This window comes from Micromonospora sp. L31, assembly GCF_052068075.1.
Taxonomy (GTDB): Bacteria; Actinomycetota; Actinomycetes; order Mycobacteriales; family Micromonosporaceae; genus Micromonospora; species Micromonospora purpureochromogenes.
The window spans coordinates 66,150-81,957 of record NZ_JBQHDC010000001.1 but is presented as its reverse complement, the minus strand read 5'-3'; the positions used below and the strand labels follow the sequence as shown (position 1 = coordinate 81,957).

The window sequence follows — 15,808 nt, the reverse complement described above, 5'->3', positions numbered from 1 at the left end:
ACGAAGGGTACGGACCGGATACGACGGTCGACACGGGTGCGTCGTCCAGCCGACGCGCCGGAATCCGACAGGCCCCTGCCGTGCGGCGGGGCGGCAGGGGCCGGGGGCCGGATCAGACGCCCAGGTCGCGAGCGATGATCATGCGCTGCACCTCGGAGGTGCCCTCGCCGATCTCCAGGATCTTGGAGTCCCGCCAGAACCGGGCGACCGGGTACTCGTTCATGAAGCCGTAGCCGCCGTGGATCTGGGTGGCCTCGCGGGCGTTGTCCACCGCGATCGTGCTGGCGTGCAGCTTGGCGATCGCCGCCTGCCGCTTGAACGGCTCACCGGCCAGCATCCGGGCGGCGGCGTCGTAGTACGCCAGCCGGGCGGTGTGCGCCTTCAGCTCCATGTCGGCGATCTTGAACTGGATCGCCTGGTAGTTGCCGATCGGCTGGCCGAAGGCGTGCCGCTCCTTCGCGTACTTGATCGACTCGTCGACGCAGCCCTGGGCGAGGCCGACGGCGAGCGCGGCGATGGCGATCCGACCCTCGTCGAGGATGCGCAGGAACTGCGCGAAGCCCCGACCCCGCTCACCGAGCAGGTTCGCCGCCGGCACCCGGCAGTCGTCGAAAGTCAGCTCGTGGGTGTCCGAGGCGGTCCAGCCGACCTTGGAGTAGCCCGGCGCCACCGTGAAGCCCGGCGTCCCCGTCGGCACGATGATGGTCGACAGCTCCTTCGAGCCGTCCGGCTTGGTGCCGGTGACCGCGGTGACGGTGACCAGCGCTGTGATGTCGGTCCCCGAGTTGGTGATGAACGCCTTCGAGCCGTTGATCACCCACTCGTTCGTCGCCTCGTCCAGCACCGCGCGGGTCTGGGTGCCGCCGGCGTCGGAGCCGGTGCCCGGCTCGGTCAGCCCGAAACCGGCCAGCGCCTCGCCGCTGAGCAGCTTCGGCAGCCAGGTCGCCTTCTGCTCCTCCGTGCCGAACCGGTAGATCGGCATCGCGCCGAGGGAGACCGCGGCCTCCAGGGTGATCGCCACGCTGGAGTCGACCCGGGCCAACTCCTCCAGGGCGAGGCAGAGCGCGAAGTAGTCGCCGCCCATGCCGCCGTGCTCCTCACCGAAGGGCAGGCCGAACAGGCCCATCTTGCCCATCTGGCGGATCACCTCGTACGGGAAGGTGTGCTTCTCGTAGTGCTCGCCGATGACCGGGGCGACGACCTCGCGGGCGAACTCCCGCACGCTCTCCCGCAGCGCCTCTTGTTCCTCGCTGAGCCGGAAGTCCATGTGATCCTCCTGGTGGGACGTCCTGGGTGGACGGGCCGCCGGGCGCTCGTGACGCCGCGTCGGGTGGTGCGGGTCGGGGGGTCAGACCGGGGTGACGCCGTGCCGGCGCCGGGAGAAGTGCCGGTCCTTGGTGCGCGCGGCGGCGAACCGGCGGACCAGCTCGGCGCGCAGCTCGTGCGGCTCGACGATGGCGTCGACCACCAGTTCGCTGGCGAGCCGGACGACGTCGATGTCCCGCTCGTACTCCTCGCGCTTCGCGGCGACGAAGGCGGCCCGCTCGGTCTCGTCGGCGATCGCGGCGATCTTGTTGGCGTAGACGGCGTTCACCGCGGCCTCCGCCCCCATCACCGCGATCTTCGCGGTGGGCAGCGCGATGGTCGCGTCCGGCTCGAAGCCCGGCCCGGCCATCGCGTAGAGGCCCGCGCCGTACGCCTTGCGGACCACCACGCAGATCTTCGGCACGGTCGCCTCGGAGATCGCGGTGATCATCTTCGCGCCGTGCCGGATGATGCCCTGCTTCTCCACCGCGCTGCCGACCATGAAGCCGGGGACGTCGCTCAGGAAGAGCAGCGGCACGTTGAAGGCGTCGCAGAGCTGCACGAACCGGGTCGCCTTGTCGGCGGAGTCGACGAAGAGCACCCCGCCCTTGAACATCGAGTTGTTGCCGACCACGCCGACGACCTCGCCGTTCAGCCGGCCGAAGCCGATCGTCAGCTCCTTGGCCCAGAGCGCCTGGATCTCGAAGAACGAGCCGTCGTCGAGCAGGCCCTTGACGTACCGGCGCATGTCGAAGGCCTGCCGCTCGCTGGCCGGGACCAGCGCGGCCAGGTCGACCTTGTCGGACGCCTGCTTGGCGGGCGCGGCGGGCGGCTGCTGGGTCCAGTTCGCCGGCAGGTACGACAGGTAGGTCCGCACCACGTCGAGCGCGTCGGCCTCGGTCTTGCAGAGGAAGTGCCCGACCCCGGACTCGGCGCAGTGCACCTTGGCGCCGCCCATCGCCTCCAGCGTCGTCTTCTCGCCGGTGACCATCTCGACCATCCGGTCCGAGCCGAGGTACATGCTGGCGTTGCCGTCCACCATGGCCACCACGTCGCAGAACGCCGGGATGTACGCCCCGCCGGCCGCGCTCGGCCCGAACAGCGCGCAGACCTGCGGGATGGAACCCGAGGCGCGGACCTGGTTCCAGAAGATCTTGCCGGCACCGCGCCGACCCGGGAACAGGTCGACCTGGTCGGTGATCCGGGCGCCGGCCGAGTCGACCAGGTAGACCATCGGCACGCCGGTCGAGTAGGCCCGCTCGATGATCCGGATGATCTTCTCGACCGTCCGGGCGCCCCAGCTGCCGGCCTTGACCGTCGAGTCGTTGGCCATCAGGCAGACCTGCCGGCCGTCGATGGTGGCGGTGCCGGTGACCACGCCGTCGGCGGGCAGCCCGTCGGCCATCGCGTTCGCGTAGAGGCCGTCCTCGACGAAGGAACCCTCGTCGACCAGGAGCGCGACCCGCTCACGGGCGAAGAGCTTGCCCTTGGCGGCGTTCGCCGCGTGGTACTTGTCCGCACCGCCGGCCCGGGCGCGCTTGCGCAGCTGCTCCAGTGCCTCACCGTCGAGCGTCACGCCGACTCCCTCGCCGCCTGGGCCGGGCCACCTCGTGAGCGGACCGACTGACCTGAACGATCGTTAGGCTAGCGCATCGGACCACCCTCCGGCGACCCGCCACCGGCGGCCGAGCCGGTGCTCAGGCACGGTGATCAGGAGGTGTGCGGCGCACACCTCCTGATCACGGCGGAGGGGGGCGGGTCAGGTCGGCAGCGGGGTGAGGCGGGTGCGGGGACCGGCGCGCAGGACGCCGGAGGGGAGCTTCTTGCCGACCAGCTCCTCGGTCAGCTCGGCCGCCTCGATCAGCGCGTCCAGGTCGATGCCGGTGTCGATGCCCATGTCGTGCAGCATGTGCACCGCCTCCTCGGTGGCCAGGTTGCCGCTGGCTCCCGGGGCGTACGGGCAGCCGCCCAGGCCGCCGACGCTGGCGTCGAACTCGGTGACGCCCAACTCCAGCGCGGTCAGCAGGTTGGCCAGGGCGGTGCCCCGGGTGTTGTGGAAGTGCAGCAGCACCGGGATGTGCGCGTTGCGGTCCCGTACGGCGGTGACCAGCTCGCGAACCCGCCGGGGCGTACCCATGCCGGTGGTGTCGCCGAACGCGACCCGGTCGGCGCCGTCGCGGACGACCCGGTCGACGATGCCGGCCACCCGCTGCGGGTCGACGTCGCCCTCGTAGGGGCAGCCGAAGCTGGTCGCCACGATCACCTCGGCCCGGGCGCCGGCCCCGTGCAGCAGGTCGATCAGTTCGGCGATGTCGTCCAGCGACTCCTCGGTCGAGCGGTTGACGTTGCGCCGGTTGTGCGTGTCGCTGGCCGAGACGACCACCTCGATCTCGGTGAACCCGGCCGCGAGGGCCCGCTGCGCACCCCGGGTGTTGGGCACCAGGGCCGAGTAGCGCACTCCGTCGGCCCGGGTGGCGCGCTGCCACACCTCGTCGGCGTCGGCCATCTGCGGGATCGCCTTCGGGTGCACGAACGACACCGCCTCGATCCGCTTGACGCCGGTGCCGGAGAGCGCGTCGAGCAGCCGCACCTTGGCGTCGGTGGGGATCGGCTCCTCGTTCTGGAGCCCGTCCCGCGGCCCGACCTCACGGATGGAGACGAAGTCCGGCAGTTCCGCCATAAGGGGTCACCTCACTGTGACGTAGCGCTGAGCTGGTTCCCCCCAGCATCCCACCCACCGCTCCGCCGGGCTTGATCATGAGGTTGACCGGGACGAAACGGACGGATCCGCCGGCCAACCTCATGATCAACGCGAACAGGCGGGATCAGCGCATGCGGGAGACGATGCCGGTGTCGTAGTCGCCGGAGAGGAACTCCTCGTTCTCCAGGAGTTCGGCGAAGAAGGGGAGGTTGTTCTTCGGGCCGGTCAGGTCGAAGGCGGCGACGGCCGACTTGGCGCGCTCGATGGCCTCGGCGCGGGTGGCGCCGCTGACGATGAGCTTGGCCATCAGGCTGTCGTAGAACGGGGTGACCGTGTTGCCCTCGATGTAGCCGGAGTCGACCCGGACGCCCTCGCCGGTCGGCTCGACCCAGGTCTTGATCGCGCCGGGCCCCGGCAGGAAGCGCTTCGGGTCCTCCGCGTTGATCCGCAGCTCGATGGCGTGCCCGCGCGGGGCGAGCGCGTCCGGGTCGAACGTCGGCGCCAGGCCGGCCGCCACCCGCAACTGCTCCTCCACCAGGTCCACGCCGTAGACCAGCTCGGTCACCGGGTGCTCGACCTGGAGGCGGGTGTTCATCTCCAGGAAGAAAAATTCTTCGGAGCCGGCGCCATCCTCCTCGAAGTCCCGCTGACGCGGGACCAACAGGCACTCCACCGTGCCGGCGTTGCGGTAGCCGACCGCCTCGCCGGCCCGTACCGCCGCCGCCAGGAACCGCTCGCGCAGCTCCGGGGAGACCGCCGGCGACGGGGACTCCTCGACCAGCTTCTGGTTGCGCCGCTGCACCGAGCACTCCCGCTCGCCCAGCGCCACCACCCGGCCGTCGGCCAGGCCGAGGATCTGCACCTCGACGTGGCGTACCCGGGGGAAGTACCGCTCGATCAGCACCGAGCCGTCGCCGAACATCCGCTCGGCGAACGAGCGCACCTTGTCGTACTCGGTGCGCAGCGCGGTCTCGTCGGTGGCCACGCCCATGCCCATGCCGCCGCCACCGGCTGCGGCCTTGACCATCACCGGGTAGCCGATCTCCGCGGCGGCCGCGACCGCCGCGTCCAGGTCGGCCGCCGGGTCGGTGGTGCCGGGCGCGACCGGAACACCGGCCGCCGCCATCAGGTTCCGGGCATTGATCTTGTCACCCATCGCGGTGATCGCGTCCGCGCGGGGCCCGACCCAGATCAGGCCGCTGGCCTCGACGGTACGGGCGAAGTCCGCGTTCTCCGACAGGAAGCCGTAGCCGGGGTGGATCGCCTGCGCGCCGGTCGACTTGGCGGCGGCGAGGATCGCCTCGACGTTCCGGTAGCTCTGCGCCGGGTTGGCCGGGCCGACGCAGACCGCCTCGTCGGCCTCGGTGACGAACGGCAGGCCGGCGTCGGCCTCCGAGTGCACCGCGATCGCGCGGATACCGAGCCGCTTGGCGGTACGGATGATCCGGCGGGCGATCTCGCCCCGGTTGGCGACCAGCAGCGACTCGATCATGTTTCCTCCCGACGTCCAGGGGTGGGGACGGGTGCCAGGTAACCATGACCCGCCGGTTACTCACGAGTCGCCCGGCCCCCGCCGGCGTGGTGATCAAGAAGTTTGCGTCGGCTTGAGCCGGATTCCTGACGCAAACTTCTTGATCGACGAGAGCGGGGCGGCCGGAGGCGCCGGCGGGGGGCGCGGCGGGCCCGGAGGGTCAGGCGGGGTCGGTGGGGGCGAGGAGGGCGGCGAGGGTGGCGGCGCGGAGCAGTTCGGCACGGCGGCGGCGGTCGACCTCGCCGCCGAGGAACGGCGTGGAGTTCATCAGGCCGAAGGCGGCGTGGGCCAGCACCCGGGCTTCGCCGTCGGGCAGCCCCGGGTGCAGCGCGGTCAGCACGGTCACCCACTCCTCGACGTAGAGCCGCTGGAGTCGGCGGATCTTGCGACGCGGCTCGTCGGGGAGGCGGTCCAGCTCGTGCAGATGCAGCGCGATCACGGCCGGGTTGGCCAGCGCGAAGTCGACGTGGAAGTCGATCAGCGACTCCAGCGCGCCGCGCGGGTCGTCCGGGTGCCCGGCGGCCCGGTCCCGGCCGCCGGCGAGCAGCCCCTCGCTGACCGGGATCAGCGCGGCGACCAGCATCGCCTCCTTGCCGGCGAAGTGGTGGTACAGCGCCGGCCCGGTCACGCCCGCGGCGGCGCCGATGTCGTCCATCGACACGCCGTGGTAGCCGCGCGCGGCGAAGAGGCCGACCGCGATCTCCAGGATCTCGTCCCGACGGGACCGGCGTCGGCCCGCGCCCGTCGCGCCGCTCGCCCCGCCCCGCGCCTGCTGCTCCACCGCCACCGGGCAAGCCTAGACCGCGCGCCGGCCGCGGTGGAGGCTCGGTTACCCGTCGGTCGGTTCACCGCCTCCGCCGCCGGCCCACCGCGTGCCCCCCGGCTGCCCGGACACCGCCGCCCGGGGGCGGCGACCGCCGTCAGTTCTCCTCGATCCCGTGCTCGGCGCGCAGCTTTGCCGCCTCGGCCGACCGGCCCAGCTCGTCCAGGGCCCGGGCGAGCAGCCAGGCCGCCTGGCTGGCCGGCCGGGAGCCGGGCGGCAGGCCGCCCAGCACCTCGCGGAGCAGGCGCTCCGCGTCGGCCGGCCGGTCACCGCGCAGCAGCAGGTCACCGGTGAGCAGTTCGACCTGCGCCGCCTCGCCGAACGCCTCGATCGACCGCAGCCGGTCGGCCACGCCGTCCAGCCGGTCCAGCGCCGCGACCGTACGGTCCTCGGCGGTCAGCACCCGGGCCACCGCCTCGGCCGCGAGGGCCCGCTCGTACGTCACCACGGGCGGCTCCTCGGGCAGCCCGGTGAGCGCCGCCGCGCCCTCGTCCACCACGTCGACGAGCGCCGAGGCGGCCGGCAGGTCACCGGACCAGAAGAGCGCCAGCAACTGCCGCCGCCGGGCCCGCAGCTCGTCCAGCGGCAGCTCGGCCAGCCGGTACGCCGACGCCGACGCGGCGAACCGCTGCGCTGCCAGCGCGTCCCGGTCGGCGTCGTAGAGGATGCCGCCGGCCTCCTCCAGCACCTGCGCCCGGTGCGGGAGGTTGTCCGGGCTGTCCAGGTTCTCCGCGAGCTGTTCCAGCAGGGCGAGCGCCGGGTCGACCTCGCCCAGGCCCTCGTAGACGCCGGCCAGCAGGTGCCGGCACCGGTCCGCCTCGGCCTGGGCACCGAGCCGGTCCAGCCCGAGCACCGCCTCCTCGGCCACCTCGGCGGCCTCGCTCAGCCGGCCGGCCACCCGGTAGGCGTTGGCCAGCTCCCACCGCAGGAAGGCGTCCCCCTCGGCGCCCTGCTCCACGCAGAGGGTCACCGCCTCGGCCAGGTCGTCCACCGCGTCGGCGGCCCGGTCGGCGGCGAGCAGCGCCCGGCCCCGGGCCACCCGGACCGCCAGCCGGGCGTCCGCCGGGGCCACCCGCAGCGCCTCGTCACAGGCGGCGACGGCCTCGGCCGGGTCGTCGGCCCAGCGGGCGTACGCCAGGCAGGCGGCGACCAGCATGCCGGCCGAACCCACCTCGCGGCTGAGCCGGCGGGCCCGCTCGGCGGCGTCGCCCATCTCCTCGCCCCGGTCCAGCTCCTCCAGGACGTGCGCGCGGTGCAGCGCCACCCGGGCCGCCAGCCACGGGTCGACGTCCGCCTCGGCGGCGGCCCGGTCGATCTCGTCGAGCGCGTCGGCCCAGCGCTGCCGGTGCACGTACGCCAGGGCCAGCCGGTCGTGCGCGGCGGCCCGCTCCCGCTGGTCGCCGTGCCGGTCGAGCTGCTCCGCCGACTCGCGGGCCAGCGCCAGACCCTCCTCGGCGCCCTCGTCGGTCATGCAGAGCAGCGCGCCGAGGCGCCCGGCCACCACCTGTGCGCGCACCGGGTCGGGCACCGCCCGCCAGGCGGCCAGGGCCACCCGGTTGGCCTCGATGGAGGCCGCCGGGTCACCGTCGTCGTTCAGCTCGCCCGCGCGCAGCTCCAGCCGGCGCGCCACGGTGGCCGCCGGCAGCTCGGCACCGCCGAAGCGCTCGTCGTACGCCTTGAGGACGGTGGTGCAGTCGTCGGTGCGGTGGGTGCGCCAGCACTCGTCGGCGAGGGCGAGCAGTTCCTCGGCGCTCGCCCCGGCCGGCACCTGCACCGGCTCCGCCTCGGCCACGTCGGCCGGCGCCGGCTCGGGGGTGCGGGTCGGGCGGCGACGCAGGCTGGCCGAGAGCGGCAGGTGCTCCCCGACGGGCTGCGCGGCGAGCCGCCGGGCGACCACCTCCGACTGGTACGCCGTGCCGTTGCGCGCGTCGAACCGGGCGGCCAGCGCGGTCGCCGTGTCGGTCAGCTCGGCGGCGAGGGTGCCCACCGGCACCTCGCCGGCCGGCCGGTCGCCGAACGCCCGGCGGTGCACGGTCAGCTCGCCCGGCACCTGCCGCAGCGCCGCCGCGGCGGTGGCCGCGAAGTGCATGGCGGCGGCCGGGGTGGGTGCCCGGTCCAGCCAGTCCAGGTGCCGCTCGACGAGTTCCAGGGCGCGGGCGTCGTTCCCGGTCAGGGTGCAGAACTCGACGTGGTCGGCGATCTCCCACAGGTCGGAGAGGTTCGACCGCAGCCGCCGGTACGCCTCCCGGTGCGCGTTCCGCGCGGCCTCCGACCGGCCGGTACGCAGGTACGCCGGCAGCAGCGCGGTGAGGATCGCCTGCGGCTGTTCGGTGCAGCTGAGGCGGCCGGCGAGCACCGGCTCGGCCAGGGCCACCGCCTCGTCGTGCCGGCCCACCTCGCACAGGTGGTGCACCTGCGTGGTCGGGTCGCAGCCGGCGCAGTCGGAGAGGGCGTCGCGGGGGGTGGTCATCCACCGGCGGTACCACTCGGCCGCCTCGTCGTGCGCCCCGAGGTGCGACGCCACCAGGTAGCGGTGCTTGTACACGGCCTGCGGCGAGTGCCCGGTGTCCCGGTAGCGCCGCTCCATGTCATCCAGCACCGCGTAGGTGCGGTCCAGCGGCAGCTCGGGGAACTTCAGCATGGCGCTGACCATGTACTTGAAGTGCCAGAGCAGCTGGTGGGCGAAGCGCTGGTGGTAGGGCTGCGGGTCCCGGTCGAACTCGGCGAGGCACCAGGAGAAGGTCACGAAGGACTTCGCCGGCTCGCCGCCGTAGACGTACGCGGTGGTGGCCTGCATCCGGGCGGCGAAGGCGAGGTGCCGGTCGTCGCCGGCGTCGGCCCGCCGGATCAGCTGTTCCAGCGCGGCGGTCTGCCCCGCCCCGTACGGCATGTTGTGGGCCTCGTGCAGCAGCCGCCACAGGTCGTCGTCGCTCACGGTCGGTTCACTCCCGTCCCGGTACGGCCCGGCCGAGCAGGCCGAGGAAGGAACTGTTCAGCAGGGCGGCGTCGGCCGCGCGGATGGGGTGGTGCCCGAGCAGCAGCGCCTGCCCGTAGAGCGCCTCGACGGCGAGCCCGACCAGCTCCGGGTCGGTCAGCGTGGTGACCCGGCGGACCAGCGGGTTGCGGTGGTTGAGCACCAGCTGCGGGCGGTCCGGCGGGGCGGAGGCGGCCAGCGCGTCCAGCACGCCGCCCCACAGTTCGTCGGCCTTCTCGCGACTGGCGGCGAGCTGGTCGTTGAACGCCGCCGAGCGGCTGACCAGATAGAGCGCCGGCAGCGAGACCGGGTCGTACGCCCGGACCACCACCTCGCAGCCGAGCCGTTCCAGGGCCCGCTGGGCGCCGGTCAGGAACGGCCGCAGGGCCAGCTCGACGTGCGGTTCGAGCGCGTCGAAGCGGGTGGTCAGGTCGCTCGGCTCCAGCCGTTCGATCAGCACCGACCGGTCCACCGCGGGCAGCCGCTCGATCAGCTCGGTGTCGTACGTGTAGCCGCCGTTGACCACGGCCAGGTCCTGCGCCGCCGCGACGGCGGCGAGCTGGCGGAACTCGTCGAGGCTGGCGGCGTACCGGAGCAGGCCGTGGCGCTGCCGGAACTCGGCGAGGGTGAGCGTGCCGACGTTGGTCTCCATCGGCCACCACTGGTCGACCAGGCGCAGCATCTCGTCGTCGTGCAGGGCGAGCGCCTTGACCCCCAGGTGGTGCACCTGGAGGAACTCGGCGAGCCGGCGCGGGTCGTGCTTGGCCAGCCGGACCAGCCAGCCGCGCACCTGGTCGCCGAGGGCGTCCCGGGTGCCGGTGAGCAGGGTGTCCTCGTAGAGCGCCTCGCGGCTGGCGGTGGGCCGCAGTTCGCTGGCGTCCACCATGCAGTGGGCGAAGAAGGCCCAGTCCGGCAGCAGCCCGTCGGCGTGCTCGGTGAGCAGCATCCGCTTGAGGTAGACCCGGTGCCCGGCCCGCGCCGCCGGGTTCACCGGGGTGGGCAGGATGAAGGCCACCCCGGTCAGTCCGGCCTCCGGCACCGCCAGCGGCACCACGTCGAACGGGACGAAGCCGAGGGTCTCCTGCGCGTACCGGACCAGGGCCGCCCGGTCCAGCGGCGCGCCGGGGGCGGTCGGCCAGGGCGGCGGCCCGGCGGTGGTCGGGGTGTCGCCGACCCGCACGTCGACCGGCAGCAGGCTGCCGTAGAGGCGGGCCAGCTCGGTCACCGTCGGCACGCCGAGCCACTGGTCGGCGTCGCGGCGGGGCACCAGCGTGACCGTGGTGCCGGGCTCCGGCCGGGCCTGCTCGGGCGGGGCGGGCCGGACGGCGTACCGGCCGTCGGACCAGCCCGTCCAGAGCACGGTCGGCTGGTCGGCGTGCCGGGTGACCACCCGGATCTCGTCGGCGACCAGGAAACAGGAGAGCAGGCCGATGCCGAACTGGCCGAGGAACTCGTGCCGGGAGAAGCCCAGCTCGTCGCGCTTGGAGCTGCGACCGATGGTGGCCAGCAGCTCGTGCACCTGCGCCTCGGTGAGGCCGACGCCGGTGTCGTGCACCCGCAGGGTGCCGTCGCCGGTCAGCTCCGGCGGCTCGATCCGTACCCGGGCGGGGGCGTCCGGTTCGGTGGCCCGACGGGCGGTGATCGCGTCGACGGCGTTCTGGAGCAGTTCCCGGACGTACACCCGTGGGCTGCCGTAGAGGTGATGACTGAGCAGGTCGACCACGCCACGGAGGTCGACCTGGAAGGTGCGGTCCACACGCTCTCCCCGGTCGGATTCGGCGCTCACCGTACCGGTGATCACCGACGCTGTCCGACCCCTTTCCGGTCGCCTTGACCCTCGACCCGGTCGAGGCGGCAGGGTCCGTCGGCATGACCGCCACCCCACTCGGCCGGGACTACCGGCTGCTCTGGTCCGCCGCCGTCTCCTCCCGGTTCGGCGACGCCCTGCGTACGCCGGCGCTGGCCCTGCTGGCCGCGACGCTGACCCGCGACCCCCGGGCGGTGGCCGTGGTGACCGTCGCGGGGCAGCTCCCGCCGCTGCTGCTCGGCCTGCTCGGCGGCGTGTACGCCGACCGCTGGGACCGCCGCCGGACGATGGCACTGGTGGACGCCCTGCGGGCGGCCGTGGTGGCGGCGCTGGCCGGCGTGGTGGCGGTGGACCGGGCCGGGGTGCCGGCGCTGGTGGCGACGGCGTTCCTGCTCGCCGCGCTCGGCGTCCTCTTCGACGCCGCCTCGTTCGCGCTGCTTCCCGCGCTGGTGCCCGCGCCGGCCCTGCCCGCCGCCAACGGCCGCCTCCAGGCCGGCACCGCGCTGGCCGGCGGCCTGCTCGGCGCCCCGCTGGCCGGCGTGCTCTTCGCGGTCTCGCCGAGCGTCCCGCTCGCCGTGGACGCGGCCACCTTCGCCCTCGCCGCCCTGCTCACCCTCGCCCTGTCCCGCCCCGCCGCCGACCCCCGGTGGCGGGGCGAGGGTCGCCGCGAGCGCGGCAGCGCGGGGCGCTCGGTGTGGCGGGAGGCCGCCGACGGGGTGCGGTGGCTGCGGGGTCAGCCGACGATGTGGCGGATCACCCTGCTCAGCGCGGGGACGAACCTGGCGATCAGCGCGCTGATGGCGGTGCTGGTCCTCTACGCGCTGGACGTGCTGCGGGTGCCGCCGGCCGGGTACGGGCTGTTCATGGCGGCGGTCGTGCCCGGCGGGCTGGCCGGGGCGCTCGGGGCGGGGCGGCTGGCCACCCGGCTCGGCACCACCTCAGCGCTGCGCGCGGTGCTCCTCGCGCAGACCGTCGCCCTGGCCGGGTTCGCGCTGGTCCGGCACCCGGTGCCGGCCGGACTCGCGCTGGCCGTCTTCGCGGGTGGCAGCACGGTGTGGAACAGCCTGTGGGCGGCGTACGGGCAGGGCCGGGTGCCGGCCGCGCTGCTCGGTCGGGTGGGTGCCACCCAGCGGATGGCGGCACTGCTCACCGCGCCGGTCGGCGCGGCGCTCGCCGGGCTGGCCGGGGCGGCGTACGGGGTGGGCCCGGTGGTCGGGGCGGCTGCCGTGGTCTTCGCGCTGGTCACGCTCGCGGCGTGGCGGGCACTGCGGCCGGTCGCGCCGGCACCGGATGACGCCCCGCCCACCACCGCCGGGACAGCAGCCCGGCCAGGGCCGCTCCGGTCGCGTTGAGCAGCACGTCGTCGACGGAGGTGACCCGGCCGAGGTCGAGCGCGTACTGGGCGGACTCGACCAGTACGGAGGCGGCGGCACCGAGCAGGAAGAGCCGGCCGACGCCGGCGAGGGCGGCGGAGCGTACCGGGGCGAGGAAGCCCAGCGCGGCGAAGACCAGCAGGTTGCCGACCACCTGGACCACGACGGTGGCCGGTGGGCCGGCCGCGACGAGATCGACCAGGTCACGCAGCGGCACCAGCTTGACCTCGCCGGGCGCGGCGCGCGGCGTGAGGATCATCCACACCCAGGGCAGCGTCCCGGCGACCATGCCCACCTCGACGGCGCTGCGCCGCCACGCCTCCCGGCGGGTCGGCGCGGCGCGGGCCCGAGCCAGCAGTGCGACCAGCAGCACCGTCACCGGCACCGCGACCAGCGTGGCGAGCAGCACGTCGCCCCACTCCCGCCACACCTGCCCCATCGGGGCAGCCTAGCCCGGACGCTGGGCCAGTCCGGAGAGGCGCAGCGCCAGCCGCCGACGGACGGCCGGCGCGCCGGCGACGGCGCGGAGCAGCAGGTCGCGCAGGGGGCGGACGGCCGGCGGAACGGTGGCGAGCCGGGTCAGCCGGTCCGCGAAGCCGGCGACCTCCTCGGCCAGCGGTCGGCGCGCGGCCGAGTAGTCGTCGAGCAGGGTGTCGGGTCCGCCGGCGAAGACGTCGGCGAGGGTGTCGCCGAGGGCGACCCCGTCGCAGATGCCGAGGTTCATCCCCTGCCCGCCGGCCGGGCTGTGCACGTGCGCGGCGTCGCCGGCCAGCAGCACCGGGCCGGCGCGGTAGGTCTCGGCGACCCGGTGGTGGATCCGGAACCGGGAACTCCAGATCACGTCGGTCACCCGGTCCGGCCGCCGGGCCGGCCCCCGCTCGTCCAGCAGCGCCTGGAAATACGCGGCGTCCGGCGCGCGGGGGGCCTGGGCGACCGAGGCGACCACCCGGACCACCCCGTCCGGCAGCGGCGCCCAGACCAGCGGCCCCGGCCGGGCCAGGAAGAGCGCGATCTCGTCGCGGGGCAGCACGCTGCGCACCCGCACGTCGGCGAGGACGAACGACTCGCCGCGGCCGTCCGGTCCGCCGAAGCCGATCCCGGCCAGCTCGCGCACGGTGCTGTGCATGCCGTCCGCGCCGATCACCCACCGGGCGCGGACCCGGCCGCCGTCGGCGAACCCGACCACCGCGCCGGCGGCGTCGCGGTCCAGGCTGCTCACCTCGTACGGCCGGTGGACCCGGCCGCCCAGCGCGGTGAGCCGGTCGGTCAGCACGGCCTCGGTGACCGCCTGGGAGACCAGCAGCGCGTACGGGTAGCGGCTCGGCAGCTCGCCGAAGCCGACGCCGAACAGCACCCGGTCGCGGTCACGGACGGTGAACCGGCGCGACGCCGCTCCCCGGGCCACCAGCGGCGCGGCGGCGCCGATCCGGTCCAGCATCTCCAGGGTGTACGCGTGCACGACGGCGGCCCGGGAGGTGACCGGCGGTTGGGCGGCGCGGTCGACCACGGTCACGTCCACCCCCCGCTGGGCGAGGGTGGCGGCGACGGTCAGGCCGGTCGGCCCGGCCCCCACCACCAGGACGTCGGTGCGCTCGGGCAACATGGCCCACCTCCTATGCCAACAATTGTTTGCCAACGCTTGTAGGCAAGGCTAGGCCGGGGCGGAACATCGTGTCAACGCTTGTTGGCATAGAGTCGGGGACATGACCGCCGCAACGCCCGCCCGCCGCTCGGACGCCACCCGCGCCGCGATCCTGCGCGCCGCCCGGGAACGGTTCGCCGCCGACGGATACGAACGCGCCACCATCCGCGCCATCGCCGCCGACGCCCGGATCGACCCGTCGATGGTGATGCGCTACTACGGCAACAAGGAGGGACTCTTCGCGGCGGCGGCCGAGTTCGACCTGCGGCTGCCGGATCTGGCCGACGTGCCGACCGGGCAGCTCGGCGAGGTGCTGGTCCGGCACTTCCTGGACCGCTGGGAGGGCGACGAGACGCTCGCCGCCCTGCTCCGGGCGGCCAGCACCAACCCGGGTGCCGCCGAGCGGATCCGCGGCATCTTCGCCGACCAGCTCGGCGCGGCCGTGGCCCGGTTCGGCACCGACCCGGCGACCACCGCCCGCCGCGCCGGCCTGGTGGCCAGCCAGACCCTCGGCCTGGCCTTCACCCGCTACATCGTCGGCCTGCCGCCCATGGTGGACGCGACACCGGCCGAGCTGGTCGCCTGGATCGGCCCCACCCTCCAGCGCTACCTGACCGGGGCGGTCCCGGACGGGCGTACGCCGTGACGACGACGGCCGTGGTCACCCAGCGGTGACCACGGCCGTCGGGGGCGCGGGACGGATCAGCCGGCGATGCCGCCCGGCTGGTCACCCTTGGCGACGGGCGCCCGGACCAGGTTGCCCCACTCGGTCCACGAACCGTCGTAGTTGCGCACCTGCGGGTAGCCGAGCAGGTGCCGCAGCACGAACCAGGTGTGGCTGGACCGCTCACCGATCCGGCAGTACGCCACCACGTCGTCCGACGGGCTCAGCCCGAGCTGATCGGCGTAGATGGCGCGCAGCTCGTCCGCGGACTTGAAGGTGCCGTCCTCGTTCGCGGCCGACTTCCACGGCTTGTTGACCGCGCCCGGGATGTGCCCGCCGCGCAGCGCGCCCTCCTGCGGGTAGTCCGGCATGTGCAGCATCTCGCCGGTGTACTCGCCGGGCGAGCGGACGTCCACCAGCGGCCGGCCGGCGGCCACGTGCGCCATGACCTGCTCCCGGTACGCCCGGATCGGCGTGTCGTCGCGCTGCGGCACCGGGTACTCGGCGCGGGGACGGGTCACCTTCTCCCGGGTCAACTCCCGCCCCTCGGCGATCCACTTCTGCCGGCCGCCGTCGAGCAGCCGTACGTCGGCGTGGCCGAAGAGCGAGAAGACCCAGAGCGCGTACGCGGCCCACCAGTTGAAGTTGTCGCCGTAGAAGACCACCGTGTCGCCGCGACCGATGCCCTTGGCGGCGCACAGCTCGGCGAAGCTCTTCGCGTCGAGGTAGTCCCGGGTCACCTGGTCGTTCAGCTCGGTGTGCCAGTCGACCTTGACGGCGCCCGGGATGTGACCGGTGTCGTAGAGCAGCACGTCCTCGTCGGACTCCACCACGACGAGGCCCTCGTCGCCCAGGTGCTCGGCCAGCCACTCGGTGGTGACCAGGCGCTGCGGATCGGCGTACGACTGGAGGCGGGGATTCGGATCGCTCGGCACAGGCATGATCTCCAAGGTACGCCGGATCCCGGCACGGCGGCCGGCCATCGGAA

At 74.2% G+C, this 15,808-nt stretch carries 12 protein-coding genes; 2 read left to right on the top strand and 10 right to left on the bottom strand.

The features are described 5' to 3' along the window. Positions 1-112 precede the first annotated feature (112 nt). The 7 genes from ACTMS9_RS00400 to ACTMS9_RS00370 form a co-directional block, all read right to left on the bottom strand. Entirely contained in the window at positions 113-1,267 is a 1,155-nt protein-coding gene (locus ACTMS9_RS00400; RefSeq protein WP_441143580.1) for an acyl-CoA dehydrogenase family protein, read from the bottom strand. 81 nt (positions 1,268-1,348) lie between these two features. Then, positions 1,349-2,881 carry an acyl-CoA carboxylase subunit beta gene (locus tag ACTMS9_RS00395; RefSeq protein ID WP_441143582.1) on the bottom strand — a complete coding sequence of 511 codons (1,533 nt, stop codon included), beginning with the start codon at positions 2,879-2,881 and terminating at the stop codon, positions 1,349-1,351. 183 nt (positions 2,882-3,064) lie between these two features. Then, positions 3,065-3,985, bottom strand: a complete 921-nt coding sequence (locus ACTMS9_RS00390; protein WP_441163847.1) for a hydroxymethylglutaryl-CoA lyase — start codon at positions 3,983-3,985, stop codon at positions 3,065-3,067. A gap of 145 nt (positions 3,986-4,130) precedes the next feature. After that, positions 4,131-5,498: an acetyl-CoA carboxylase biotin carboxylase subunit gene (locus ACTMS9_RS00385; RefSeq protein WP_441143584.1), complete on the bottom strand. Its 1,368-nt coding sequence runs from the start codon at positions 5,496-5,498 to the stop codon at positions 4,131-4,133. Between the two features lie 199 nt (positions 5,499-5,697). Beyond that, positions 5,698-6,324 carry a TetR/AcrR family transcriptional regulator gene (locus ACTMS9_RS00380; protein WP_441143586.1) on the bottom strand — a complete coding sequence of 209 codons (627 nt, stop codon included), beginning with the start codon at positions 6,322-6,324 and terminating at the stop codon, positions 5,698-5,700. A 133-nt stretch (positions 6,325-6,457) separates the two neighbouring features. Continuing rightward, positions 6,458-9,295 (bottom strand): hypothetical protein, encoded by a 2,838-nt coding sequence (locus tag ACTMS9_RS00375; protein WP_441163846.1) that lies wholly within the window; start codon positions 9,293-9,295, stop codon positions 6,458-6,460. A 7-nt stretch (positions 9,296-9,302) separates the two neighbouring features. Next, entirely contained in the window at positions 9,303-11,090 is a 1,788-nt protein-coding gene (locus ACTMS9_RS00370; protein WP_441163845.1) for an HSP90 family protein, read from the bottom strand. A gap of 113 nt (positions 11,091-11,203) precedes the next feature. On the opposite strand from ACTMS9_RS00370, the gene ACTMS9_RS00365 reads away from it, so the two are divergent. Further along, a complete protein-coding gene (locus ACTMS9_RS00365) occupies positions 11,204-12,493 on the top strand; it encodes an MFS transporter (RefSeq protein ID WP_441163844.1) in 1,290 nt (429 codons plus the stop codon). On the opposite strand, the gene ACTMS9_RS00360 is transcribed toward ACTMS9_RS00365, so the two are convergent. Both ACTMS9_RS00360 and ACTMS9_RS00355 read right to left on the bottom strand, forming a co-directional pair. Continuing rightward, complete coding sequence (locus ACTMS9_RS00360) at positions 12,384-12,953, bottom strand: VanZ family protein (protein WP_441163843.1); 570 nt, start codon at positions 12,951-12,953, stop codon at positions 12,384-12,386. The two genes, ACTMS9_RS00365 and ACTMS9_RS00360, sit on opposite strands and share 110 nt — an antisense overlap. 9 nt (positions 12,954-12,962) lie before the next feature. Further along, a complete protein-coding gene (locus ACTMS9_RS00355) occupies positions 12,963-14,117 on the bottom strand; it encodes an FAD-dependent oxidoreductase (protein WP_441163842.1) in 1,155 nt (384 codons plus the stop codon). A gap of 100 nt (positions 14,118-14,217) precedes the next feature. Here ACTMS9_RS00355 and ACTMS9_RS00350 point away from each other — a divergent pair, with 100 nt between their 5' ends. Then, on the top strand, positions 14,218-14,802 hold the full coding sequence (locus tag ACTMS9_RS00350; RefSeq protein ID WP_441163841.1) for a TetR/AcrR family transcriptional regulator: 585 nt from the start codon (positions 14,218-14,220) through the stop codon (positions 14,800-14,802). Positions 14,803-14,858: 56 nt separating this feature from the next. Here ACTMS9_RS00350 and ACTMS9_RS00345 read toward each other — a convergent pair whose 3' ends face one another. Next, positions 14,859-15,761: a sulfurtransferase gene (locus ACTMS9_RS00345; RefSeq protein ID WP_346537455.1), complete on the bottom strand. Its 903-nt coding sequence runs from the start codon at positions 15,759-15,761 to the stop codon at positions 14,859-14,861. Between the last annotated feature and the right edge of the window lie 47 nt (positions 15,762-15,808).

Excerpts from the sequence above, each read along its gene's own strand:
- ACTMS9_RS00400 (WP_441143580.1), bottom strand. The coding sequence starts at position 1,267 with ATGGACTTCCGGCTCAGCGAGGAACAAGAGGCGCTGCGGGAGAGCGTG.
- ACTMS9_RS00390 (WP_441163847.1), bottom strand. The coding sequence starts at position 3,985 with ATGGCGGAACTGCCGGACTTCGTCTCCATCCGTGAGGTCGGGCCGCGG.
- ACTMS9_RS00385 (WP_441143584.1), bottom strand. The coding sequence starts at position 5,498 with ATGATCGAGTCGCTGCTGGTCGCCAACCGGGGCGAGATCGCCCGCCGG.
- ACTMS9_RS00365 (WP_441163844.1), top strand. The coding sequence starts at position 11,204 with ATGACCGCCACCCCACTCGGCCGGGACTACCGGCTGCTCTGGTCCGCC.
- ACTMS9_RS00360 (WP_441163843.1), bottom strand. The coding sequence starts at position 12,953 with ATGGGGCAGGTGTGGCGGGAGTGGGGCGACGTGCTGCTCGCCACGCTG.
- ACTMS9_RS00355 (WP_441163842.1), bottom strand. The coding sequence starts at position 14,117 with ATGTTGCCCGAGCGCACCGACGTCCTGGTGGTGGGGGCCGGGCCGACC.
- ACTMS9_RS00350 (WP_441163841.1), top strand. The coding sequence starts at position 14,218 with ATGACCGCCGCAACGCCCGCCCGCCGCTCGGACGCCACCCGCGCCGCG.
- ACTMS9_RS00345 (WP_346537455.1), bottom strand. The coding sequence starts at position 15,761 with ATGCCTGTGCCGAGCGATCCGAATCCCCGCCTCCAGTCGTACGCCGAT.